At 36.4% G+C, this 24,988-nt stretch carries 22 protein-coding genes; 3 read left to right on the top strand and 19 right to left on the bottom strand.

Annotated features, from left to right (window positions below):
• Positions 1-51: 51 nt before the first annotated feature.
• From JJQ93_RS00300 to JJQ93_RS00290, 3 genes are all read right to left on the bottom strand, one after another.
• On the bottom strand, positions 52-360 hold the full coding sequence (locus JJQ93_RS00300; protein WP_013787347.1) for a PTS sugar transporter subunit IIB: 309 nt from the start codon (positions 358-360) through the stop codon (positions 52-54).
• A gap of 167 nt (positions 361-527) precedes the next feature.
• Positions 528-1,058 carry a glycine/betaine/sarcosine/D-proline family reductase selenoprotein B gene (locus JJQ93_RS00295; protein WP_014758155.1) on the bottom strand — a complete coding sequence of 177 codons (531 nt, stop codon included), beginning with the start codon at positions 1,056-1,058 and terminating at the stop codon, positions 528-530.
• A 27-nt stretch (positions 1,059-1,085) separates the two neighbouring features.
• On the bottom strand, positions 1,086-1,418 hold the full coding sequence (locus tag JJQ93_RS00290; RefSeq protein WP_015311075.1) for a PTS lactose/cellobiose transporter subunit IIA: 333 nt from the start codon (positions 1,416-1,418) through the stop codon (positions 1,086-1,088).
• Positions 1,419-1,707: 289 nt separating this feature from the next.
• Here JJQ93_RS00290 and JJQ93_RS00285 point away from each other — a divergent pair, with 289 nt between their 5' ends.
• Positions 1,708-4,407 carry a sigma-54-dependent transcriptional regulator gene (locus tag JJQ93_RS00285; RefSeq protein ID WP_274892336.1) on the top strand — a complete coding sequence of 900 codons (2,700 nt, stop codon included), beginning with the start codon at positions 1,708-1,710 and terminating at the stop codon, positions 4,405-4,407.
• A 116-nt stretch (positions 4,408-4,523) separates the two neighbouring features.
• Here JJQ93_RS00285 and JJQ93_RS00280 read toward each other — a convergent pair whose 3' ends face one another.
• The 12 genes from JJQ93_RS00280 to hprK all read right to left on the bottom strand — a co-directional run bounded on the left by JJQ93_RS00280 (position 4,524) and on the right by hprK (position 17,122).
• Positions 4,524-4,943 carry a putative toxin-antitoxin system toxin component, PIN family gene (locus tag JJQ93_RS00280; RefSeq protein WP_085112276.1) on the bottom strand — a complete coding sequence of 140 codons (420 nt, stop codon included), beginning with the start codon at positions 4,941-4,943 and terminating at the stop codon, positions 4,524-4,526.
• On the bottom strand, positions 4,936-5,187 hold the full coding sequence (locus tag JJQ93_RS00275; RefSeq protein ID WP_274892335.1) for a DUF2281 domain-containing protein: 252 nt from the start codon (positions 5,185-5,187) through the stop codon (positions 4,936-4,938). Before JJQ93_RS00275 ends, JJQ93_RS00280 begins: the two co-directional genes overlap by 8 nt.
• 95 nt (positions 5,188-5,282) lie before the next feature.
• Positions 5,283-7,748, bottom strand: coding sequence for a beta-mannosidase (locus JJQ93_RS00270; protein WP_274892334.1), 2,466 nt, complete (start codon positions 7,746-7,748; stop codon positions 5,283-5,285).
• Positions 7,749-7,821: 73 nt separating this feature from the next.
• The gene (locus JJQ93_RS00265; RefSeq protein WP_274892333.1) at positions 7,822-8,865 is read right to left on the bottom strand and encodes a Gfo/Idh/MocA family protein; all 1,044 of its coding nucleotides are present in this window, start codon (positions 8,863-8,865) and stop codon (positions 7,822-7,824) included.
• Positions 8,866-8,940: 75 nt separating this feature from the next.
• Positions 8,941-9,861, bottom strand: coding sequence for a sugar phosphate isomerase/epimerase family protein (locus tag JJQ93_RS00260; protein ID WP_274892332.1), 921 nt, complete (start codon positions 9,859-9,861; stop codon positions 8,941-8,943).
• Between the two features lie 13 nt (positions 9,862-9,874).
• On the bottom strand, positions 9,875-10,609 hold the full coding sequence (locus tag JJQ93_RS00255) for a sugar phosphate isomerase/epimerase family protein (protein WP_274892331.1): 735 nt from the start codon (positions 10,607-10,609) through the stop codon (positions 9,875-9,877).
• Between the two features lie 5 nt (positions 10,610-10,614).
• On the bottom strand, positions 10,615-11,706 hold the full coding sequence (locus JJQ93_RS00250) for a Gfo/Idh/MocA family protein (RefSeq protein ID WP_274892330.1): 1,092 nt from the start codon (positions 11,704-11,706) through the stop codon (positions 10,615-10,617).
• A 14-nt stretch (positions 11,707-11,720) separates the two neighbouring features.
• Positions 11,721-12,713, bottom strand: coding sequence for a LacI family DNA-binding transcriptional regulator (locus tag JJQ93_RS00245; protein WP_085112283.1), 993 nt, complete (start codon positions 12,711-12,713; stop codon positions 11,721-11,723).
• Positions 12,714-12,983: 270 nt separating this feature from the next.
• Positions 12,984-14,456 carry a long-chain-fatty-acid--CoA ligase gene (locus JJQ93_RS00240; protein ID WP_274892329.1) on the bottom strand — a complete coding sequence of 491 codons (1,473 nt, stop codon included), beginning with the start codon at positions 14,454-14,456 and terminating at the stop codon, positions 12,984-12,986.
• Positions 14,457-14,472: 16 nt separating this feature from the next.
• Entirely contained in the window at positions 14,473-15,408 is a 936-nt protein-coding gene (locus tag JJQ93_RS00235) for an ROK family protein (protein WP_085112296.1), read from the bottom strand.
• Between the two features lie 18 nt (positions 15,409-15,426).
• The gene (locus tag JJQ93_RS00230) at positions 15,427-16,149 is read right to left on the bottom strand and encodes a phosphatase (protein WP_274892328.1); all 723 of its coding nucleotides are present in this window, start codon (positions 16,147-16,149) and stop codon (positions 15,427-15,429) included.
• Between the two features lie 58 nt (positions 16,150-16,207).
• Positions 16,208-17,122, bottom strand: a complete 915-nt coding sequence (gene hprK / locus JJQ93_RS00225; RefSeq protein ID WP_085112298.1) for an HPr(Ser) kinase/phosphatase — start codon at positions 17,120-17,122, stop codon at positions 16,208-16,210.
• 154 nt (positions 17,123-17,276) lie between these two features.
• Between hprK and JJQ93_RS00220 the strand changes: the two genes are divergently transcribed.
• Complete coding sequence (locus JJQ93_RS00220; RefSeq protein ID WP_274892327.1) at positions 17,277-18,257, top strand: biotin--[acetyl-CoA-carboxylase] ligase; 981 nt, start codon at positions 17,277-17,279, stop codon at positions 18,255-18,257.
• Positions 18,258-18,497: 240 nt separating this feature from the next.
• The gene (locus JJQ93_RS00215) at positions 18,498-19,829 is read left to right on the top strand and encodes an RNA-guided endonuclease TnpB family protein (protein WP_274892326.1); all 1,332 of its coding nucleotides are present in this window, start codon (positions 18,498-18,500) and stop codon (positions 19,827-19,829) included.
• A 209-nt stretch (positions 19,830-20,038) separates the two neighbouring features.
• On the opposite strand, the gene uvrC is transcribed toward JJQ93_RS00215, so the two are convergent.
• The 4 genes from uvrC to JJQ93_RS00195 are packed head-to-tail and all read right to left on the bottom strand — an operon-like array spanning position 20,039 to position 24,981.
• Positions 20,039-21,889 (bottom strand): excinuclease ABC subunit UvrC, encoded by a 1,851-nt coding sequence (uvrC, locus tag JJQ93_RS00210; RefSeq protein ID WP_274894016.1) that lies wholly within the window; start codon positions 21,887-21,889, stop codon positions 20,039-20,041.
• Between the two features lie 35 nt (positions 21,890-21,924).
• Complete coding sequence (locus JJQ93_RS00205; RefSeq protein WP_274892325.1) at positions 21,925-23,352, bottom strand: peptidoglycan D,D-transpeptidase FtsI family protein; 1,428 nt, start codon at positions 23,350-23,352, stop codon at positions 21,925-21,927.
• Positions 23,324-24,568: an FtsW/RodA/SpoVE family cell cycle protein gene (locus JJQ93_RS00200; protein ID WP_274892324.1), complete on the bottom strand. Its 1,245-nt coding sequence runs from the start codon at positions 24,566-24,568 to the stop codon at positions 23,324-23,326. The genes JJQ93_RS00205 and JJQ93_RS00200 overlap by 29 nt, the downstream gene beginning before the upstream one ends.
• Positions 24,569-24,579: 11 nt before the next feature.
• Entirely contained in the window at positions 24,580-24,981 is a 402-nt protein-coding gene (locus JJQ93_RS00195) for an FHA domain-containing protein (RefSeq protein ID WP_014758136.1), read from the bottom strand.
• Positions 24,982-24,988 lie beyond the last annotated feature (7 nt).

Genomic DNA, 24,988 nt, shown 5'->3' with positions numbered 1-24,988 from the left:
CACTCCTTATCTTAAATTTGGATTTTTGGTTTTAAAACTTATAAATGAGAACTATTTATTAGCCATGCTTAAAGCTTGGTCTAACACTTTTTCCCCATCCATCATGCCGTAGACGACTGGATTTATCACATCCACAGGCACACCTTTTTCACTGCATATTTTCTTTGCTTTTGGCAAGATGAATTTTACCTGCGGACCTAAAAGAACCACATCCGCTTCTTCTACGTATTTTTCCATCTGTGCCTCAGGGTATGCATCGACAGCAACCTCTATGCCTCTTGCTTTTGCTGCTTCTTCAATTCTTCCAATCAACATACTTGTGGATGAACCTGAAGAGCAAAATAGAATAATCTTAAGCATTAACGTTTTCCCTCCTTTCAAAAAGCTTTGTTTGTAAAAGCAATTTTGCGTTTTATCTTCAAGGATTTCCCTACTACATATCAAGACAAGAACTATTAAAACATCTTAAAAAGAGGGAAATCCCTTGAAAGCAAAAGTATTCAATCCAAAAACATCGGTATCACCCCTTAATCCTGCGGAAAATATCCTTCCTCTTCAGGAGATCCTATAGGCTGTCCTTGAGCCAACTTTACTGCAAACTTTGATATCTTTCTCAATGAATCGTTTAGTCCTATACCGCCTCTGTTGGGAGTCTCTATGATGTATATCTTTTTTCTGAACAATTCTGTACCTGTGTTGTCTTTCGACATGGCCGCAAATGCAGGAATATTTAATTTCTCTATGACGGCTTCTGTCAAATATCCACAACAATCACCGTATCTTTTGTAGTTTAATGCAGGGCCACATATGACAACATCTGGATTAAACGCCTTTATCATGCTTAATAATTTTTCAATAGCTTCATCCTTATTTTCAAGAAAATAGTTATCACCACATATTACGGTGCCAATTATGTCACCGCCGTTTCTCATCATGGTGTTTTTCAAAAGCATCCCCAATCCTATAGCACCAAACTGAGATTGAGGTTCCATATTCATTTTTTCATCTGTTCCGTATCCTGCTTGAACTTGATTTAAAAATTGTACCGCTTTAATCATTTTATCCTCCTATTTAGTGTTTGATTTTTATTTTGTCACGCATGTATGAAGAACTGGCTCCAACATCTTTCTAAGCTCAATAATCTCTGATATGAGATTTTTCTCTGATATAGCAGTCATAAGATGATCTTGTGAATGCACAAACAATATAGAAAAATCTAATTTTTCGCCCGATGCTTCTTTTTGCAACATGCCGGTCTGCACATTGTGTGCCTTCTCGATAGCCTCATTAGCCTGAGACATAAGTTTTTCAGCTTCTTCAAATTCGCCGTCATATGCCTTTCTAAGCGCTTCATGTGCATATGCCCTTGCTTCACCTGATTGTATAATGATTTCCATAACTATTTGCTGCAAATCCATATTATTTTCCTCCTTGAATTGGTTTTATCTATTTTGGGGTTCACTAAATAATATATGCAAAAACCATGCCAAAACACTAAACTGCGCAATTTATGCCGTCCATGCGCTTTAAAGCGAGTAGTGTTTCTTAGTGTTTAATAAAAATCTGCATATTGTTTTATTGTTTTTTGTTAGTGTTTTAATGTTTAAATAGTGTTTAATCCAATAAATCACTATTGAAAAACTTATTGCGAAATATATAATAAAATATAGGTAGAGAAAGTTATTTGTGGTAAAGGGGATCTTTAAGTTGAAAAGAAAAGAATTAATTTTAAAAAAGTTGATAGAGCTAAATAGAGGAAACGGCGTAGATGCCATGACGTTAGCAAATGAGCTAAATATGTCGCGAGCAAACGTTAGTCATGAGTTAAATCTTTTGTGCAAGGAAGGAAAAGTCGTAAAGTCAGATGGCAGGCCAGTGATGTTTTCACCAGTGTTTGAAAACACAAAAAGCAATTCCAGTGACAGCAAATTGTACGAACTGGACATGCTTATTAAAAACAATATAAGCCTAAAACAAGCTGGTGAACAGGCAAAAGCCGCTATTTTATATCCTCCTAAAGGAATACACTGCTTAATATTAGGTGAAACAGGTGTGGGAAAATCCACTTTTGCGCGAATAATGCACAAGTATGCCATAGATATGGGGGTAAAAAAGCCTGACGCTCCATTTATAGCATTTAACTGCGCAGATTACAGCAACAATCCTCAGCTTTTGACAGCGCAACTATTTGGGGTTAAAAAAGGCGCTTACACAGGCGCTGATACAGATAAAGAAGGGTTAATCGAGAAGGCAAATGGAGGAATCTTATTCCTTGATGAAGTCCATCGCTTACCGCCTGAAGGACAGGAGATCTTATTCACTTTCCTCGATACTGGATATTTTAGAAGAGTCGGCGATGTAGAAAACAGGACATCTGATGTGCTAATCATATCAGCTACAACTGAGGATCCTTCTTCATCCCTTTTAAATACATTTACCAGAAGAATACCGATGATAATTAAAATACCGCCACTTAGAGAAAGGACTTTAGAAGAAAGGTTTTACCTTTTAAAAAGATTTTTTAAACATGAAAGCATAAAGCTAAACAGAGATATATTCGTGTCCCTTAATTCCATGAGGGCGTTTTGTTCATATGACTGTCCAAACAACATCGGTCAATTAGAAAGTGATGTCAAGCTTATATGCGCAAAGGTCTATTCAGAATTTTTGACTAACAAGGAAAGCGACATAAGGATCTGCAGCAGAGACTTGCCTGATTATATAAAGAAAGGATTATACACAGATAAACAGCATAGGATGCTTTGGAATGAAGTCATAGGTGACGATATAGAATTCTTTAAGTTTTCTCCTACAAATGAAATAGAGGAAATTCCAACTGCATCTAACGATAACAGCATTTACGAGATAATAAACGACAGACTAAGGCAGCTTAAAGCAAAAGGTATATCTGATATAGACATTGAATCAATCTTGGAGAAAGACATAGCAAAGTACTTCCACAAGCAGATATACGGTATAACTGAGGAGAAAAACAAGCAGAATTTGATTCATATCTTAGGAGAAGACATAATAAGCATCACAGATAGGATCGCAGAACTTGTATCCGAACTACTTGGGAAAGATCTCAGCCAAAACAGCTATACTGCACTGGCTTTGCACTTAAATACGCTTATTGAAAGGGTCAACAAAAATAAACCTATTGTAAATCCTCAACTGTCAAAAATAAAGCAATTGTACCCAAGAGAATTTGAAGTTGCTATTGAAGCTAAAAAAATCATTGAGAGATATTTGAATGTTTCGATTCCAGAAGATGAAGCTGGATTTATCGCAATATTTCTCATGTCCGACAAGGAATACATCAATAAGCAAAGCGAAAAAGTCAAGGTGATAATAATTGCCCATGGCAATTCTACTGCTACATCCATGGCAGATGTGGCTAATAAATTGTTGGGTGAAAATTATGCAATAGGTTTAGACGCCCACCTTGACAAAAGTCCTCTTGAAGTCTTAGAAACTCTAAAAGATTATGTGCGAAATGATATGAACCAAGCAGGATACCTTTTACTGGTAGACATGGGATCACTTACGACATTTGGTGAAACAATCGAAAAGGAATTTAATGTGCCAGTAAAAGTCATACCGCTTATTTCAACACTCCACGTCATTGAAGCTACCAGAAAAGCGCTATTAGGCATGCCTCTTAACAATATTTACATGAGCGTACAGTCCATAAATTCTTATATGGAGAACAACATGGATTTTGCCCCACCAATAAGCGACAAAAAGAAAATCGCAATTATAACAGCATGTCTCACTGGTGAAGGCGCCTCTGTTGCGATTAAAAGCTTCTTGAAAAACAACTTAAAGTACGACAAAGATTTATTTGAGATAATACCAATTGACAGCCTTGATAAGCACATGACAATGAAAAAAATAAACGAAATCCAGGAAAACATGGAAATAGCTTTTATCGTATCGTCTTTCCCATTGGACACCAATATTAAACAGTACAGCATGAATGATGTCTTAAGCTTGAAAGTCATAAAAGAATTGCAGGAGATAGTAGATATTAAGACAACCCTCATCAAGATGGGCAATGTACTGAAAGAAAACATTCATAACATTGATGGAGAGGAACTCTACATCGACATACAAAACACTATAATGAAACTTTGCGACACGCTGTCGATTTGCTTTGATGATGACATGCTACTTGGCATAATACTTCACTTTGCTTTTATGGTAAGCAGAATCAAAAAAGGAGAAAAAAGCATTGAGTATATAGGGAAAGAGGAGTATATTAAAAGCAACAAATCATTGTACAACGCAGTAAAGAAAGCATTGACACATTTAAACACAAAATATTCTATAATAATACCAGATGATGAAATATGCTATATAATGAGGTTTTTCCAAGAAAAAGATGCTCTTTTCAATATGATATGAACAATCCCCTGTGCATTATATGCATAGGGGATTTTTCATATCATATTGATGTTAATTTCTTCTAAAAACTCATTATAGATAAAAATATCACAACCTTTATGCCATCGTTTTAATCTTCAGTGCTTATTGTACATATTGTTTATAATTTGTAAAAATTCTTTAACTGTTACAATGCGTATTCCTTTATATTCTTTTATTTCTAACAAATCTTTATCTCCGGATATTATATAATTGCAATCACCATCAATTGCACAGTTAATGAACTTATCATCATCTTTATCCCGAGATATCGCTACATTGCTTGTAACATGCACAAATTCTGCAAGATTTTCAATAAAATAAAACATTTTTTCTTTGATTTCTTTACGAAAATGAAATTTTTTATATTCCACAACTTTTCTATATTCATAGTATATATTCTCAGATATTACCCACGTGAATTTGTGCATTGCACAGTTTTCAAAAAGTTCTTCCATGATGGGACTACTAAACAATATTGATACAAATACATTAGTGTCAATTACAGCTCTAATCATTTGTATACCTTATTTCTTTTACCAAATCAGAAATATTTTCTTCTGAATAACCGTATCCTTCTAATACCTTTTTAGTTTCCTTCGTTGTTTCAAACATATCTCTTACAATCTTTAACCTCTTTTGTATTAGATACTCTACAAAATCTAAAACTTCTTTCTGTTCATCTTTAGGCATTGCTTTTACTTTCTCATATATTATATTATCTAATCTATCAATTGAGTTTGACATTTTTATCACCACCATTTATTATTCTTTCTTTAATTATATCATTTTTTAAAAATATAAAAAGGTATGTGTATAGCAAAAACATTGCAAAACACATACCTTTCCATCAATAGTTATATTTTTAAAATAGAATTTATAAGATTTATGATTTTTATATCTCCCGGCTCTTTTGAACATTTTAAAGTGTACTTTTCACCAGGTATCATGTTAAGAAAGTTGTCACTTAGAGAAACGTCGTTTTCTGTGTCGACAAACACTCCAAATGCAGGTACATCAGTTGAAAGAATTATGTCAGTTCCCTCGACATGGCACGTAATGTTAGGTTCTGTAAGTTTAAGGTTCCTAAATTTATCAAAAATATAGTAATTTTCATATATCTTTTCATCAACAATCATCCTTACGTATACGACGCTGTTTAATAGTTTCCAATTTTTCTCAACAGGAAGTGTACAATGGGATGCATCAACAGGTACCACATGAGGCACATGCTCTTCAGCAATCTGGCGCTCATCATAATGCGCTATTTTTACAACATCGTTGGCAATCAATCTTGTATTAAACTTTTTCTCCCACATCTTTTCACCATCAAAGCTGTAGCACAATACTTCCACATATGCTTCTACATCCTGCTGCAAATCGCTTATACCGTAAATCGTTATTCCACCATCTTCCTCTGCGATATATGGCAAAACATTTGCAAAAAACCTGCCAGAATAATAGTAAAGAGCCTTTTTCCTTTTGTAGTAGTCTATGCAAGACCAGCTTGCTACTGACCAACAATCATTAAACTGCCAATAAAGTGTTCCTGCCGTCATGAATTTGCGAGCTCTCCAGTGTTCTACACCTTTTTTTATTGCCTCTGCCTGATTAAACTGTGTCAAATACACAAAGCTTTTAAAGTCTTTTGGAAAACCTAATTCACTTACCATGTACCTTATCAGGCGTTCCATTCCATCAATCTGTTTATTGTGAGATATCATTACAGGGCTTAAAATATATCTGTCATCTTCTTTGGTATACGACAATACCGTCTTCCAATCAGGCATTGACTGGAAGCCAAACTCGCTTACAAATCTGCTTTTATCAGCTAAATAGGCTTTGACATCAGTCCATCCACTCCATACATTCCACTGATGCCTGTCACCTTCTGATTCACTGTTGGGATCTACTCCACCGTATGGGCTTGATACCCAATAGGGTCTTGATGGATCATACTTTTCGCAAATCTGTGGCAATATTTCTTTGTATATGTAATTTCCTAGATACTTCGGATCACCATTTCCCCACCAAGAGTAGAAACCAGTGTTGTTTTCATTGTTGCCGCACCACAATACGATGGATGGATGGTTCCTAAGCCTTAAAAGTACATCCTCTGCTTCTTCTGCAGCCATCTGCTGAAACCAATCAAATTGATCCGGATATTGAGCACAAGCGTACATAAAATCCTGCCAAACCATTATACCCATTTTATCACACGCATCATAGAAAGCCTCATCCTCGTAAATGCCGCCACCCCAGACTCTTAGCATGTTCATATTAGCATCTTTAGCAAGCTTTATAAATGTATAGTAATCTTCTTTGGTTATTCGGGGCAAAAAGCTATCTGCAGGTATCCAATCAGCCCCTTTTGCAAAAATCTTTATTCCGTTTATTTCAAAGATAAAACTTTCGCCAATATCATCTTTCTCACGAAGAAGTTCTACAACCCTTATACCTGATCTGAAATTTAACTCATCAACAACCACATCTGCCATTGTAAGCTTTATGCAAATGTCGTAAAGGTTTTGCGGTCCTACACCATTTGGATACCATAGCTTTGGTTCATCTATCTTAAACGCCGCATCAATTTCACCGTATGTAATTGAGACAACTTTTCTACCGCATACTTCTCCATCATATGAAATAGTGACTTCCGCCTTTAAGTCAAAATCAGCAAAATACGATATAGAGGCAGAAACCCTTACATATGCTGCGCCATCTCTCAACTTTTCTGTGTAAAAGAACGGTTTTTCAATTGCTGCATCTTTTATGATAGATATATATGCATCCTTCCACAGCCCAACTTGAATCAATCTCGGGCCCCAATCCCATCCAAATGAATACTGCGCTTTTCTAATGTATGGTCTTGCCGATTCAAACGATGATTCCAGCTTCAGAGGGCTGTCTTTTTCAATGCTTCTTATCGCCTTTGTTATAGATTGAAAATACACTTCTAAAACATTGTTTTTCTCTTTTATCAAATCTGTCACATCATATTCATAGGAAATAAACATGTTTTCAGCAGTACCTAAATAATCTCCGTTAAAGTAAATGTCCGCCAACGTGTCGATGCCTTCAAACACCAACTTGATTTCGTCAAATTCATCAGGAAATTCAAAATCGAATTCTTTTCTGTAAATCCACTCTTTATCCTCTAACTTGTGACATTCAATTTCATTCATGCGATAAAACGGATCGCTAATCTTGTTTTGAGTCATTAAATCAAGCTGAACGCATCCAGGAACCTTACCTTCAAGCCAGTCATATGAAGTCGCTTCTCTAAATTGCCATGTGCCATTTAATGAAATGCGATTTTCCATGTGTCTCCTCCTTTCCCATCAAAATTTATCGTATTTGTTATTTGTACATATTATTCATGATTTATATATTATTTTATAGCTCAACAGCTTTTCCTAGCTGGTTTGATTTAAACGCAGCTTCTATTATTGAATAAACCTTTTTTACTTCATCTGGTTTTACTATAAGCTCCGCTTTTCCTTCGATCGTATCTCGGACATTTGCATAAAACTCTATCCATTCCGAGTTTACAACTGGAAGTTCAAAATGATCTTTTACTTCTTCTGGCCTCGGTGCAAATGTGCGAGTCGGCCCTGCTGTTGTCTCTACTATTTCCGCATCAAATTTGTCAGCAAGCTTATTTAGCTTGACAATTTCACCATGTCCTTCAAAATCATCTACTACCAATGTTCCTTTATCTCCGCCCACAAACCATCTTGGCAATGGCTTTAGACAAAATGTTCCAACTTCTATCTGTGCAGATAAACCATTTTCAAATTTCATCAACAGTTTAAAATAGTCATCTACATCTTTATTTAATACGCTAAATAGTTCAGCGTATACTCTAACTACTTTATTTGGAATCATATATAGAATCTGGTCTATAAGGTGGACGCCCCAATCTAAAAGCATACCACCACCGCACTCTTTTTTATTCCTCCAACCGTAAATCAATCCACCTGCACCGTGTACCCTGCTTTCGATTGTATAGACATCACCAATTATACCTAATTCTATAGCTTTTTTCACTTTGTTAAAGTCTTTATCCCATCTGCGGTTTTGATGTACTGTAAACACTACATTATTCTTTTCTGCAGCCTCTATTATTTCATCTATTTCCCTCATCGACATTGCAACAGGCTTTTCAACTATGACATTCTTTCCAGCATTTGCTGACGCCACTGCAAGATCCTTATGCACATCGTTGGGAGTTGCGATTAATACGGTATTTATTTCCTCATCACTTAAAAATTCATCCAACTTATCATATCCTCTAAGCCCAGCTTCTTTTGCTACATCAACTTGATATGCATCAATATCGTACGCCGCTACTACATCTACACCTTTAACTTTTGGGGCGTTTTTATGATGCCACATTCCCATTCCACCATAGCCTATTATTCCAAGTTTAACTGGCATCTTTCTACCTCCTACGTGATTAAATAAAAACATTTTATAGACAAGTAGATTAAGCTACTTGCCTATTTGAAGTATTTATATGAATTGTTTCAAATGATCATATCCTAACTTCAATCCTTCTTTTACTTTCTCCTCACTGCCTTCATACAGTGGGTCTTCATGTTCAACGCTTATAACTCCATCGTATCCTACATCTTTTAAGGCTTTTATAAACTTGTTCCAATCAACTTGACCAAGGCCAGGCATCCTAAATCTCCAATAGCCTGTTTCGCCTTTTTTATGAAATTGCCTGTTAAATACGCCATACCATTCAAGCTTATCCTTGAAAATTTCAGCGTCTTTCGCATGAACATGAAATATCCTGTCCTTAAATGCCGGAACAACTTTTACATAATCTATAAGCTGAAATAAAAGGTGGGACGGATCCAAATTAAGTCCAAAATTCATAGATGGTATCCTTCTAAACATCTCTTCCCAAAGCTCAGGAGTAAATGATATTGTGCCGGGAAGACCTTCTCTCTGCCAACCTTCCATCGGGCAATTTTCAATTATCACTTTTACGCCTTTACTTTCTGCATAGCCTACTATATCGCCAAAAATTTTTTCAAATTCGTCAAAGTTTTCTTTTAAGTTTTTCTCAGGATTTCTCCCTATAAAAGTTCCAACCATAGATGTACCCAGCATTGCTGCAGCATCAATGCACTTTTTGGTGTGATTGTTTATAAATGCCCTCTTTTCAGGATCAGGGTGCAAATTATTGTCATAGTATGCCAAAGACGATATAGAAAGGCCCAAATCCCTCATGTATTCTTTTATTTTTTGAGCTTCTTCTTCTGTCAACGTCTCTACATCTATGTCACAACTGGAATAGTCTCTGTCGTTTAGCTGTGGCCAGCAAGCGATTTCTAATGATTTAAAACCATTCTCTGATGCCCACTTTGCCTTATCCAAAAGTGGCATATTCCCTAAACAAACTGTTAAAAATCCAAGATGCATAATCTATCTCTCCTCACATTTTCTTTATGTTATCAAAGCTTATCTTGACACTTTCAAGGGGCAGTCTTTTGCAAGCATCTTGTTCAACTATAAACCAATCGATACCTGCCTCAAGTGAAGCGTCTACAATCTCCTTAATATTCATAATACCTTCGCCAATCTCAGCAAAATCCTTTGTTTCCTCATCCATATCCTTTAGATGTACCAAAGGCACACGACCACTATACTTTTTAATGTAACTTACAGGATCTTCTCCAGCATATTTGACCCAATACGTATCTATCTCCGCCTTCAAAAAATTTGAATTTGCATTTTCATAGATCAAATCTAATCCGTATTTACTGTCAAACTCGACGAATTCATGATTATGATTGTGATAGCAAAAAATCAATCCTTTTTCTGCACACTTTTCTCCAATTTCATTAAAAAGTTTCGCAGTTTCAATAAAATCCTCTTTCCCCTCGTATTTGTTCCAAGGGCATACAATGTACTTGTTTCCTATTTCAATGTTGTACTCTATTTCTTCGTCAAGATTGTTTTTTAGCACATCTAAACTTATGTGACTTCCAGTAGGGGTCAATCCAAGCCCTTCTAAATGTCTTCTTAGTTCATTTGCCTTTAAACCACCATATCCAGCAAATTCAACACCTTTGTACCCTATCTCTGCCACTTTCTCTAAAGTTCCTACAAAATCGTCTTTCAATTCATTCCTCACTGTGTAAAGCTGCAGTGACAACGGCAAATCCATATAAATCACCCGATTTCATTAAAATATACTGGCTTACCAGTTTTTGAAGATGTATATATCGCCTCTAATATCTGTGATACTACGTATGCTTCCTCTGGCTTTACAACAGGTTCCGTATTGTTGATGATACTTTCTATCCACAACCTTGCCTCTAAGTCAGCAGCATCTTCTGCCTTTCCTTCGTAAAATGCCACACCACCTGAACTTAAATCGATTTTTGTAGTGTACAATCGTCCATTCATCTCTCCATTGATCCTAAGCCCATCTTTCATGTCTGCTCCACCTTCTGTCCCGCACAATGTGGTCTTTGCTTCATCCACATCGAGAGAATTTAAGGCCCAACTGGTTTCAAGAATGATCGTTGCACCATTTTCCATTGTTATAAAGCCAAAAGCCGAATCTTCCACCGTAAATTTATCAGGATCCCATGGTCCCCAAGCATTCGCTGCATTTCTTCTTTCAGCTAATTTGCGGTATGTATTTCCGACAACGTATTTAGGCTTATAGTTGTTCATCATCCAAAGGGTTAAATCAAGGGCATGTGTGCCAATATCTATAAGAGGCCCTCCGCCTTGCTCTTCTTCGTTTAAAAATACTCCCCATGTAGGAACAGCGCGACGCCTTATAGCATGTGCCTTTGCAAAGTATATCTCGCCTAAGACACCATCTTGACACAATTTGTGCAAATACTGAGAGTCCGGTCTAAAGCGGTTTTGATACCCTATGGTCAACTTCTTCCCAGTTCTTTTTGCAGCATCCAGCATCCTTTTAGCGTCATTAGCAGTCTTCGCCATAGGTTTTTCGCACATGACGTGCTTACCAGCTTCTAATGCATCAACTGTTATATCTGAATGTGATTTGTTTGGTGTACACACGTGCACTACATCGATGCTTTTATCCTCTAAAAGCTTTCTGTAGTCATTATATGTCTTAGCTCCATCTACGCCGTAATCTTTTGCAGCCTTTAATGCCTTCTCCTCTTTTACATCGCAAAAAGCAACAATTTCTACGTTGTCAAGCTTTGATAGGGACGGCATGTGCTTGCCATTTGCTATGCCTCCACATCCTATTATTCCAACTCTTATTTTCTCTCCCATAAAAATTTCCTCCTTCATTTTACAGTAGAATGCCTTATTATCAATTCATGTTCTAAAACTATGTTTTCTTTATTACCTCCTTTATTTTCTATTTGCTTTATGAGTAGCTCCATCGCAGTACAACCTATATCGTACTTTGGCTGAGACACCGTTGTAAGAGACGGATTGTACATGGGAGCAAAACTTATATTGTCAAATCCAACAATGCCAATGTCGTCAGGTACCTTCAAACCGTTTTCATAGCATGATTTAATTGCCCCAATAGCCATTATGTCTGATATGGCAAATATCGCTGTAATCTCTTTGTGATCATTTAAGAGACTTTGTGCTGCCCTGAAGCCGCTTTTAAATGAATAATCGCCATACCTTATGTAATCCGGATTAAATGAGATTCCTGAATCTTCTAAAGCACTTTTATATCCTTCTTCTCTGTGCTTTGTGGACAAAAAATTATTTTTGCAGCTAATAAGTCCTATGTGCTTATGCCCTAATCCAATCAGATGCTTTACCGCCTTGTACGATGCTTTGTAGTTGTCTATAGAGACGTGTGAAACATTTGCGCCTTCTTTGTACTCGCAGCACTGCACAACGGCATATTTTTCTCCTATCTCGTTTAGCTCATCCTTATCCATCTCAGGCGCCATAAAAATCACGCCGTCAGACAACCTGTTCTTTAAAAGCTCCAGGTACATCTTTTCTCTTTCAATGTTAGAATCTGTGTTGCAAAGCATCACGCCATACCCATTCTTTTGCGCCACATCCTCTATGCCTTTTACTATTCTTGCGTAAAATGGATTTGATATTGTTGGAAGCAACACCAGCACCATCTTAGTCTCCATCCTGCGAAGATTGCGCCCTAAAAGATTAGGATTGTAATTTAGCCTTTTTATGACAGATAAAACTCTTTCTCTCGTCTCATCCGAGACTCCAGGACTGTTATTCAAAACCCGAGATATTGTAGCAACAGATACGCCAGCTTCTTTAGCAACATCTTTTATCGTTATCATAGCAGCTCCTTCGTAATTGATTACTATAATTTTAAGTGAAATTTCCTTGATTTTAACCTATCAATAACCCTTACTAAAAATATTTTACGTAACGGATTACATTAATATCATAAATCAAGTTTTCCATCATGTCAATTTCAATAGCCGCTTCCAATTTTATATTTCCAGCAATTTGATGCATCTACCTTCAAATAACTTTTATTTGCTTCTATTTTTACACAATTGAAACTTGTCCTAAAAATAAAAGCCACGCTCGTGACGTGGCTTTACTCATTTAAGCAACTTCTTTAGCACTTTTCCAGTTGGACTCTTAGGAAGTTCATTGACAAACTCAAATATCTTAGGAATCTTATATTTTGCCAATTTGTCGTGCAAGAAGCTTTGAAGTTCTTTTCTGTCTGCAGTCATTCCATCCTCCAGCACGATAAATGCCTTTACTTCCTCTCCTTTGTATTTATCGCCAACTCCAATGACTGCTGCTTCTCTTACTGCAGGGTGCTCCATAAGGGCTTCTTCTACTTCTCTGGGATATACATTAAATCCTCCCAAGATAATCATGTCTTTAAGTCTATCAACTATGTAATAGTAGCCATCTTCGTCTTTTTTCGCAAGATCACCTGTATGAAGCCATCCATTTTGCAAAGTTTTTGCTGTCTCCTCAGGCATATTGTGATATCCTACCATTATGTTAGAACCTTTTAAAACAAGCTCACCTACTTCACCAACTGGCACTTCATTGTCGTCTTCATCTACTATCTTAGCTTCATTGCATGGAAGAGGTAGCCCTATAGAACCTGGCTTTCTTATTTCATCAGCTCCAAGGGGATTCAGCAATGCTACAGGCGCAGCTTCTGACAATCCGTATCCTTCAACAAGCGGAAAATTAAACTTTTCCTCAAATCCCCTTTGCACTTCTGGTGCTAATGGCGCACCGCCTGAGATAGCAAGCCTTAAAGCTTTAAACTGTCCTTTTTCTACCATCCTAATCAAAAATGCAAAAATGGATGGAACACCACAAAATACTGTTATATTTTCATTTAAAAGCGTCTCCAATGTATCCTTTGGCATGAAGCTATCTTTAATAGTAACTGTACTTCCAAGGTATAGTGCCAGCAGCACATTTACCGTCCATGAAAAGCTGTGGAAAAGCGGCAACACGCACAAAAAGTTGTCATCTGGACCTAAATCAGATATTTCATCCATCGCCACTACATCAGCTTCAAAATTCCTGTGTGTAAGCATAGCACCTTTTGGCTTGCCAGTCGTTCCTGACGTATATAGGTATGTGCAGACCTCATCATCATCTATCTCAACTTGCTTAAAATCGTCATGTTCCATTATCTTTTGCTTTGTATCATCATTTAAGACCACTATGTTTTTTAAATTTAGCTTGCCAAAAGCAGATACATCCACATTTTTAAGAACGACGGGATGCACAACGATAGTATCTGCTCCAGATTCTTTGACAACGTACTGGATTTCTTCCATCGTGTACATAAGGTTTAAAGGAATTGTAATAGCTCCAGCTTTAGCAGAACCTAAATACGCAAAAACAAATTCAGGGCAGTTTGGCATACTGAGTATGACTTTATCCCCTTTTTTGACGCCTAAAGATTGAAGATACGCTGCATAACTATTTACGTACTTTGGCAAATCGCTGTATGTTATTGTCTCACCTTTAAATTTTATCGCAACGTGATCTTTTAAACCTGTGTTTTTCTCAAAAAACTCATAAATCTTCACATTAAAACCCCTTTTCTTAAAGAATTGCTGCACCTATTATTCCTGCATCATTCCCAAGCTCTGCTTTTCTAATGTCAGCATAAGGCAGATCTTTAAAAAGTATATTTTTGCTTACTTCTTCTTTAAGCGGCTTTAAAAGGAAATCACCAGCATTGGCAACGCCACCACCTATTATGACTACTTCTGGATCAAGTATGTTTATGATATTGACAATTCCTATTGCTAGATACTTTACGTAATCATTAAATATAAGCATTGCCGTTTCGTCAAATTGTCTTGCAGCATCAATTACATTTTTAGCCGTTATGGACTCAATCTCACCGCCTGCCAATTTGAGTATGAGAGAATCGCTGTTTTTCATGACAGCCTTTTTGCCTTCTCTGATTAAAGCCGTAGCAGACGCAAAAGTCTCAAGACATCCGACTTTGCCGCAATTGCACAAAACCCCATTGTCACCAATTACAATGTGCCCCAACTCAGGAGCAAAATGGTGCGAACCGTTAAACACTTTGCCATTTAATATAAATCCAGAACCTACACCTGTGCCTAAAGTTATGGTAACAGACGAGTTCGTACCTCTTCCAGCTCCAAATACACCTTCAGCAAGCGCCGCTACATTTGCGTCATTATCCATGTTTATAGGCACATCGATGTATTTATGTATTTCCTTTACTAATGGCACCTTTGTCCAATAGAGATTTACAGCTCTTAAAACAATGCCTTTTTCATTATCAGCAACACCAGGAACGCCGATACCCATAGCCTCAATTTGAGATACGTCAAGCCCACATCTTTTCACAAGCTCCAATGAAATTTCAGCAATGTCTTTAGCTATAGCAGCATAACCTCTTTTAGGCTCTGTAGGTCTCGATCCTGTCGCTACTATTTTCCCATCCTTGTCAACTAAACCAACAGCTATGTTTGTCCCTCCTATATCAACGCCAATCCTCACATTACACTCCTCCTTAACTTAATTTCTAAGTTTTCCCTTTGATTTTAAATATGCTTTAAACTTACCTACATCTGTATTTAAAATATTTTCCTCTCTAATATTTGCGTTTTCAATTACTTCCGATGCCTTGTCAAATCTTCCTACATCAAACGATATATGTGCATCGCTTCCAACACAAATCTTCACATTTTTCATCGAAGCTTTTTGGGCTATCAAAAGGCAATTGTCATAACTTCCGACTCTGGAAGACACAAAAGAGCTGTTGTTTATCTCTATACATGTATCGTATTCCAATGCCGCCTCTATTACTTTATCGATATCAATTTCAAACAAAGGATTGCCAGGATGGCCAATGATGTCTACATAAGGGTTTTTCATCGCATTAACAATAGCTTCAGTATTTGATTCTACATCGCGATAAGGAAAACACACATCATGAAGACTGGCAATAACGACATCCAACTTCTTCAAGATTTCATCTGGAACATCGAGACTTCCATCTCTATCGATTATATTTGCTTCAACGCCTCTTAGTATTTCAACGCCATATATTTCTCTCGGCATTACTTTTAAATTGCCAAAGTGAAAAATATGTGGTCCACCAGGCATTTTAGGCCCATGATCGGTCATGCAGATAAGCTTAAGACCTTTTTCAGATGCTGCTTTGGCATTTTCCATTATTGTACTGTACGCATGTCCACTTGCTACCGTATGTGTATGTGTATCAAGTAAAAGGTTCATCAGACTTTGCATCCCTTTCAAATATAAAAATTAAAATAATCACTACAACAATTATATTTTATGTGGAAATCTGTTTCAACAATTTTTTATTAAGCTCATGGGCAGCGTTGTAACCCATTTGTTTCTGCCTGTGATTCATGGCTGCTACTTCCACTATTATAGCAAGATTTCGCCCTGGCCTTACAGGTATAGTCAGCTTTGGAACTTTTATGTCTAAAAACTTTATGTAATCGTCATCAAGTCCTAGCCTATCATAGTATTTATCCTCATCCCATTCCTCCAATTGTATAACCAAGTCGATGTTCATGTTGTCCCTTACTGAACCGACACCGTAAAGTGTCTTTATATCAAGTATTCCTATTCCTCTTATCTCTATATAATGCCGTATTATATCAGGTGAACTTCCTTGTAAGACGTAATCGCTGATTTTCCTTATCTCCGTTGCATCGTCAGCCACAAGCCTATGGCCTCTTTTTATAAGCTCAAGGGCTGTCTCGCTTTTTCCTATACCGCTTTCTCCCAATAAAAGCACACCAACACCATACACATCTACAAGATCTCCATGAATAGTAATCTGCGGTGCCAATTTTTCTTCCAAATAATTAATTAGTCTGCTTATGAATTTTGTAGATGATTCCTTTGTCCTCAATAGATAACGGCCATGCTTTTGTGCCGCATCTACGATTTCCCTTTTTATATTCAATCCCCTTGTGACGATTACACAAGGCACAGGGTATTCAAAAAATTTATCAGCCCTTTCTGCTAACAAATCGAGAGGCATTCCATCTATAAAAGCTGTTTCAACCATCCCTATAACTTGAACTCTCTCTTTAGCAAAATGCTCATAAAATCCTGAAAATTGAAGACCAGGTCTGTTTACATCACTTGTGGTTATATCGATCTTTTCCTTAGCTTCTACTATGACTTCTAAGTTCAGATCTTTAATTAAATCCTCAACAGAAACACTTAACAAATCTATTACCTCCTAACCGGCACTGCTGACCTTTACATTAATTATATTATTTTATATCAAATATGTAAATAAATTACCTTATCAACAAAACTATTTGTCGCAAATTATTTTTCTTGTATAATAGACTTGAATCTAAAATTGAGGGTGAGTAGCTTTGCTAAAAAATGATGTTTTGTTGATTTTGAAATCAAATAAAGGAAAATACATATCAGGTCAAGATTTGTGCGACAAGTTAAATGTTTCAAGGACAGCAGTGTGGAAGTGCATAAATGAGTTGAAGTCAGACGGCTACATCATAGATTCCAAACACAAATCAGGGTACATTCTTATGGAAGAACCTGATATCATAAATTACACTGAAATATCTCCACATCTAAAAACTGAATTTATAGGAAGAAACTATCTGTACTTCGATACAATATCATCCACAAATGACTATGCAAAAGAAATAGCTTCGGATTCTCCTGATGGAACGACAGTCGTTGCAGAAGAACAGACATCTGGAAGAGGTCGCATTGGCAGGCAGTGGCTCTCTTACAAAAAGCAGGGTATATGGATGTCTATTATACTAAAACCGGATATAGCACCTAATGACGCAGTTAAGCTGACACAAGTCGCAGCAGTATCATTGGTAGGCGCAATAAGAGAAACGACAAATTTGACATCTTACATAAAATGGCCAAATGACATAATCGTAAATGGTAAAAAAGCTTGTGGAATTCTGACAGAAATGAATGGCGAAATAGATAAGATAAATTTTATAGTAGTAGGCATAGGAGTAAATGTCAATGTTGTCAGTTTTCCGGTTGATTTGCAAAATAAGGCCACATCCCTTTTCATTGAGGCTTCAGAAAAAATAGATAGAAAGCTTTTAACGGCATCTATACTAAACAATTTTGAAAAGTATTATCGTACATTCCTTGATGAAGGATTTTTCAGCATTAGAAATCTGTGCAAAGAATACTCGTTGACATTGGAAAAAGATGTAAAAGTCATTATGAACAATAAGGAATATGTAGGACAAGCTATTGACATAGACGATGACGGCAATCTCATCGTCATGTTTAAAAACGGCGAAAAAAAAGCGATAACATCTGGTGAAGTATCGATAAGAGGTATAGCTGATTACGTCTAATATATATTTTTATATATTTTCAAATATACGCGTTACACACTGGAGAATCAATTTTTTTTAGTCGAATTTATTAACATTTGATAGAACCTTTTATTTATTTGTTTATTGAATATATAAGCAGTAACCCTATTTTCCACTTATAACAAAAGTTTAGACTAATAAAGTACCAAATCATTTGTTTTTCAAAATAAATTTATGATATTATTGATAATAAGAAGAATTTGTAAAGGTTGTGTTGATATGGAATGCATTAAAACAGTAAAATTTAAAATCAAAATAACAGATAAATCTTTCATTGATACTATAGCCATATACAATAAAGTATTATCGTATATAATCAGTATAATAAATGCTGAATGGAATACCATATCAACACTGCCATCTGTGAAAGATCAGTTAAACTTCATAGAAAAATTAATACACAATACAAAGAGAAACAAAGCAAAATACGATTTTGACAATGAATTCTACAAGTTTCCTTCATACTTAAGGAGAGCAGCTACAGCCGAAGCACTTGGTGCAGTAAAAAGCTATTATTCAAATCTCGAAAACTATCTTAAGAAAAAAGCTGAGTACGAGGAAAAAGGGAAAATACTAAAAGGTAAAATGCCTACATTAGGAACAAAAAGATATTCATATCCAGTGTTTTATAAAGACAATATGTTTGAGCGTACCAGAAATAATACAGCAAAAATTAAAGTTTACAAAAACAATGACTGGGTATGGCACGATGTAGAATTCAATACGAAAAATCTTAAGCATAGAGACATGACAAACTTCAAAGAAATGAATCCGACATTAGTAAAAAGCGGAAGAAAATATTATCTTCATTTCACATACAAAAAGACAGTTAAATTAAACAATGTTCCACTTAAAGACAGAACAATAATATCCGTTGATTTAGGATTAACCAATTCTGCCGTATGCAGTGCAATGAAATATGACGGAACTGTCATGGGAAGGATATTCATAAACCAGCCTATAGAAAAAGACCGTCTTTACCATAAAATCAACAAATTAGCAAAAGTACAAAAAATATCAGGCATTGGTAGAAAGCCTAACCTGTGGAGAAAAATAAACAACATCAAAAATCAGATTATTAATGATACTGTCCATCAAATAATAAAATTTGCAAAAAAATATAAAGCCGATGTAATAGTATTTGAGCATTTAGGAAAATTAAAATCAAAAGGCAATTATGCACGAAGAATGAGAATAAAACTGCAATACTGGGCAAAACAAAAAATACAGGAAAAAGTATGTGACATAGCACACAGCTATGGAATAAGAGTATCGTGGATCAATCCTAAAAACTCATCAGCATTAGCGTTTGATGGTACAGGAAAAGTGATAAGGAATAACAAAAAAGATATATGTGAGTTCACAACAGGCAAGAAATATCATGCGGATTTAAATGCATCGTACAATATAGGTGCAAGATATTTTATAAGAGAAATATTAAATCCTCTTTCTGAAAAGGAGAGGTTGCAGTATCAGGCAAAAGTTCCTGAGATTGCAGCGAGAAGTCGGCAGACCCTGTCTACATTAATTAGTCTAGTTAAAGCTATGTAATCATAATTGTGATTATATTGCGTGATTAGACTGTATTTATGACAGGCAGTTCTACTGTTAATGCAGTAGGAAGCTCCATCTATAACATTTCATGCTTAGATGGAGAGGCTTCACTAACATAAAGTAAAAGTTATTTATCACCTTTTCCATAGAATAGATAATTTTTGCTAATGATTATGGAAAATTATCAATGTTTTTAATTTAGTTTATCAATGACTTCTAAAATAATCATATACGGCATTAGCAGCCTTCTCATTCATTCCTTCAACTTTTTTAAGCTCATCGACTGTGGCATTTTTAATGCCATCAATTGTTTTAAAAGCCTTGTACAATGCTTTCATCCGCTTCTCACCAATGCCTGGTATGTTTAAGAGATCGCTTCTTAACTTTTTGCTTTTTGTATCTTTGTGGAATGTGATGGCAAATCTGTGGGCTTCATCTTGAATTTCAGCCACAAGCCTAAAAGCCTTGCCTGTCATAGGCATATCTATTTCTCCATCAGGTGAAACTAATCCTCTTGTCCTGTGTTTTGAATCTTTTACCATACCGTACACAGGAATCTCAACATTTAATTGTTGTAGCGCTTCTATTGCCGTTTTGACATGCCCCAATCCACCGTCAACAAGAATGAGATCTGGCATAATGTGGAACTTAGCCTTATCCTCTTTACGTTCACCAGTCTCAATCTGATTTTGCTCTTTAAGCCCGTGAGATATTCTCCTTGAAATGACTTCTCTCATGCTACCGTAATCATCTTGCCCCTCCACCGTCTTTATGATGAACTTTCTGTAGGACGATTTATGAGGTTTTCCATCTACAAATACGACCATCGACGCTACATTATCAGTTCCCCTTATGTTTGATATATCAAAAGCTTCAATTCTCTCGGCATAGTCAATTCCTATAAGATTGGATAACTCCGATACGGCATCGTTCTTCTGCCTTTCCATCTTTAAGTTTACGTCATTTTTTAAAGCTTCAAGGGCATTTTCATATACCATATCAACCAGATCTTTTTTCTTGCCTCTTGATGGAACGACGATAGACACTTTATTTCCACGCTTTTCAGAAAGCCATTCCATCAAAACATCCTTTTCTTCCATATCCACATCCAATATGATCTCTTTTGGCACATACGGTGCACTATCGTAAAATTGTTTCATAAAAGATGACATAATTTCACTTCTATCCATGTCATCAGTATTTTTCATAAAATAATGCTCTCTTCCGCTTACTTTTCCATCTCTTATAAAAAACACTTGAATACAAGCATCCTCTGCGCTTCTTGCCATAGATATTACATCTTGATCTTCTAAAGATGCAGAAACTATTTTCTGCTTCTCTGATGTCTTCTCAATTCCGTATATTTGATCTCTTAATTTTGCAGCCTTCTCAAATTCCATGTTTTCCGCTGCCTTTTCCATCTCTTCCTTTAGCTTTTTAAGCAGCACATCCCGCTTGCCTTCTAAGAACATCAAGACATCATCTGTCAGTTTTTTGTATTCCTCTTTTGTTATACGGCCTGTACACGGCGCTGAGCACAATCCGATATGATAATACAGACATTCTCTGTCTTTGCCCATATCTCTCTCTATGTTTCTGTTGCATGACCTTAAAGGAAACATATGTCTTAAAAGTTTTATCGTCTCCCTTACCGCAAACGCGCTGCTGTAAGGTCCAAAATACTTAGCACCGTCCATTTCAACTCTTCTGGTGAATACGATCCTTGGATAGTCTTCATTTACAGTTATCTTTATATAAGGGTAGTTTTTATCGTCTTTAAGCAGTATGTTGTACTTAGGCTTATGCTTTTTTATTAAGTTGCATTCTAATATTAGGGCTTCCAATTCTGTATCTGTCACAATGTACTCAAAATCTGCAACATGCTTTACCATTGTTCTGACTTTTGGAAGCTGATTTGACTGATTTTGAAAATACTGCCTTACGCGGTTTTTTAAGATGACAGCCTTTCCAACGTAAATAATCTTGCCGCTTGAGTCTTTCATTATATAGACGCCTGGTTTGTCAGGCAACAATTTTAATTTTTCTTCAATATTTATCATATCATCACCTTAAATGGTATATTTACACTATATCAATAGCCTAAATACGCCTTCATGATTTCTCTGGCAATAGGCGCAGCAGTAGCCCCACCAGCACCGCCATTTTCTATGATCACTGAGACGACGATCTTTGGATCGTCAGCAGGTGCAAATCCTACAAACCAAGCATGTGCTTGCCCATGTGGATTTTCTGCGGTACCTGTTTTGCCTGCAACAGTAATACCTGGTATCTGCGCAGCCGTACCTGTACCTTGCTGCACAACCCCTATCATAAGCTGTTTTATCTTATCAGCTACATCTTTTGTTATCGGATTTAGATATTTTTCTGGTGTCGTTTTTTCTAATATCTCCCCAGTGACTGGATTTTTGACGTAATCCATAAGATATGGTTTCATGATAACCCCACCGTTCGCAGGTGCCGAAGCCATTAAAGCCATTGTAAGCGGCGTGACTAAAATCTTGCCTTGACCAATGGAGCTTTCCGCCAATTGAACCTCGCCGTTTATCAGAGGAATTGATGGAAACTGATTCTTTTCAACAGGTATGTCAAATGGAACGCTGTCATTAATTCCATACTTGTTGGCCATAGCCTCTAAGTCTGAACGTCCCAATTGAAGTCCTATCTTTACAAAAGAAGTATTGGAAGAAACGTAAAATGCCTTTTGAAATCCTATAGTTCCATAGGCTATACTATCATAGTTTGTTATCTTGTTTCCATCAACCGTTACATATCCTACATCGTTAAATGTTTGATTGTAAATATCCGGTTTGTACGTCAAAGCGGCAGAAGCCGTTATGATTTTAAATATTGAACCTGGAGGGTACAATCCCTGTGTAGCTCTATTTAAGACGACATGATCAGGACTATTCATCACACTGCTCCAGTTTTCGCCTAAAGTATTTGGATCGTAGGACGGGGACGATGCTAACGCCAACACTGCACCTGTTTTTGGATCTAAAGCCACTACAGCACCTTTTCTGCCACCCAAAAGGCTATATGCTAAATCCTGCAGTTTTTTATCTACAGTCAGTACCACATCATCGCCAACCTGACTTTTTCCTAAGACAGTCTCTCTTAAAAAAGTCATAGGATCTGTATTGATCATTCCAAGCAGTTCTCTGTCGTACGTGTTTTCTATACCTGTACTGCCTTGTTGATATATCCTCCTGCTGTAGCCGATTATATCTGCAAAAGGCGCCCCATCAGGATACTGCCTAATTTGTTCACCATTTACAATAGTGCTTTTTGCCAGGATATTGCCATTTCTATCATAAATGCTTCCTCTTAAAATCTTTTTTTCCTGTTCAATCAGCCTTTTGTTATAGACGCTGTATGAACTTGTGATAAGTTTATTCTTTTCATATAACTGAAAGTAAGAAAGATACGCTATGAGGCTAAAAAAAAGGATTGAAAAGACGGCAAAAAGTATTTTAATGTTGCGGTTCATACTGTTCAACATCCTCATCCTCTCTCACTGCGATGCCGTTTAACATGCCCAATGTTATAAAGCTCATTACCATTGAACTTCCGCCGTAGCTTACAAAAGGAAGTGTCACGCCTGTCAATGGTATGAATTTTATGACGCCGCCTATTATTGTAAAAACTTGTAAACTGAATATGCTGGTAAGTCCTATAGCAATCAAAGCGCCAAATTCATCTTTGGCCTCTAAAGCGACTTTTATGCCTCTGTACATTATCACAAAGTAGACCAAGATTATAGCAACAGCTCCCAACATCCCAAACTCTTCACTAATGGCTGAAAAAATAAAATCGCTGGCCACAACCGGAATATATTCGGGATGCCCCATGCCAAGACCAGTGCCAAAAAAGCCTCCTGCACCTATTGCAAAAAGAGACTGAGCAATTTGGTATGTCTTCCCAGGTACATCCATCCATGGATTTAGCCATGCCTGTATTCTAACGCGAACATGATTAAAAAGAAAGTACGAAATGACGCCTCCAATTCCTAAAAAAGCTACACCTACGCCTGTGTAAAGCACGCTTGAAGTCGCCACAAATATCATAAACATCGTTGTAAGGTAAAACAGTAGTGCAGTACCAAGGTCTTTTTCAATCACTAAAACCCCTACAATCAAAATTGTTATTGCGCCTATTTTTATTATGTCGTTTGTGGTCTTATGGTCTTTTAAATACCTTGCAAGGTATATTATATAAATTATCTTAACCACTTCAGATGGCTGTACTGAAACGGAACCAAACGTAAGCCAGTTTTTAGAACCACCTATTTCCTTTCCAAATATAAATGTGGAAAACAACAAAATAAAGGATATTGCTAAATACACGTAGTCTCCGTACTTAACCTTGTAAAAAAAATCATAATGGAGAGAAGCGTATGATGAAGCAAAGTACAAAATAAAGCCTATAAATATCCAAGCAATCTGCTTCAATATCAAATCAGGCGCCACTCTGTATATCATTATGAGGCCCATCTCTGCCAAGAAAGAGCTTAGTATAATAAGCTGAATTTCTCCCATGGGAAAAAGCCTAACATGCAGATAATAAACAATGTAAATAAGCGGCAAAAAGGCTATCGTAAAGTAAATCGTATCAAACCCTTTAGGCTTATGATATATAAAAAGCAACATAAAGGCGATTACAAATATCAAAAAAACATCTTTCATAGCCTTCGAGCCAGTCTTAACATACTCTTCCATCAGATACCACCTTAAATCAAAAATCTGTACTCTTCATTCCCCAGTTTTATCACATCTTCATTTTTCAATCTGGCAATGTTTTTTACACGCCTACCATTTACAAATGTCCCGTTTGTGCTATTTAGATCTTGTATGATGTATTTTTTACCCTTTTTTCTGATCATGGCATGTTTACTGGATACATAAGGATTATCAACGACTATATCGCAATCATCGGCTCTGCCAATTGTTGTCACTTCAAAAAGGTTAAAGCTACCCATACCTGAAAGAGAAACCAACTTTGCCTTTGTAATCTCTCTTTCTTTTCTTACACCTTTAATGTCAAGGTAAATAATCTTAAAAACTCTGTACAAAAAAAGATATATAAGCAGTAATAATACATATTTTAATATGTTTGCTGCCAGTTGATACATAAAAACA

The sequence above is a fragment of the Thermoanaerobacterium sp. R66 genome (assembly GCF_028895185.1).
Taxonomy (GTDB): domain Bacteria; phylum Bacillota; class Thermoanaerobacteria; order Thermoanaerobacterales; family Thermoanaerobacteraceae; genus Thermoanaerobacterium.
The sequence above is the reverse complement of the archived record's forward strand: the minus strand, read 5'-3'. Positions and strand labels throughout refer to the sequence as shown.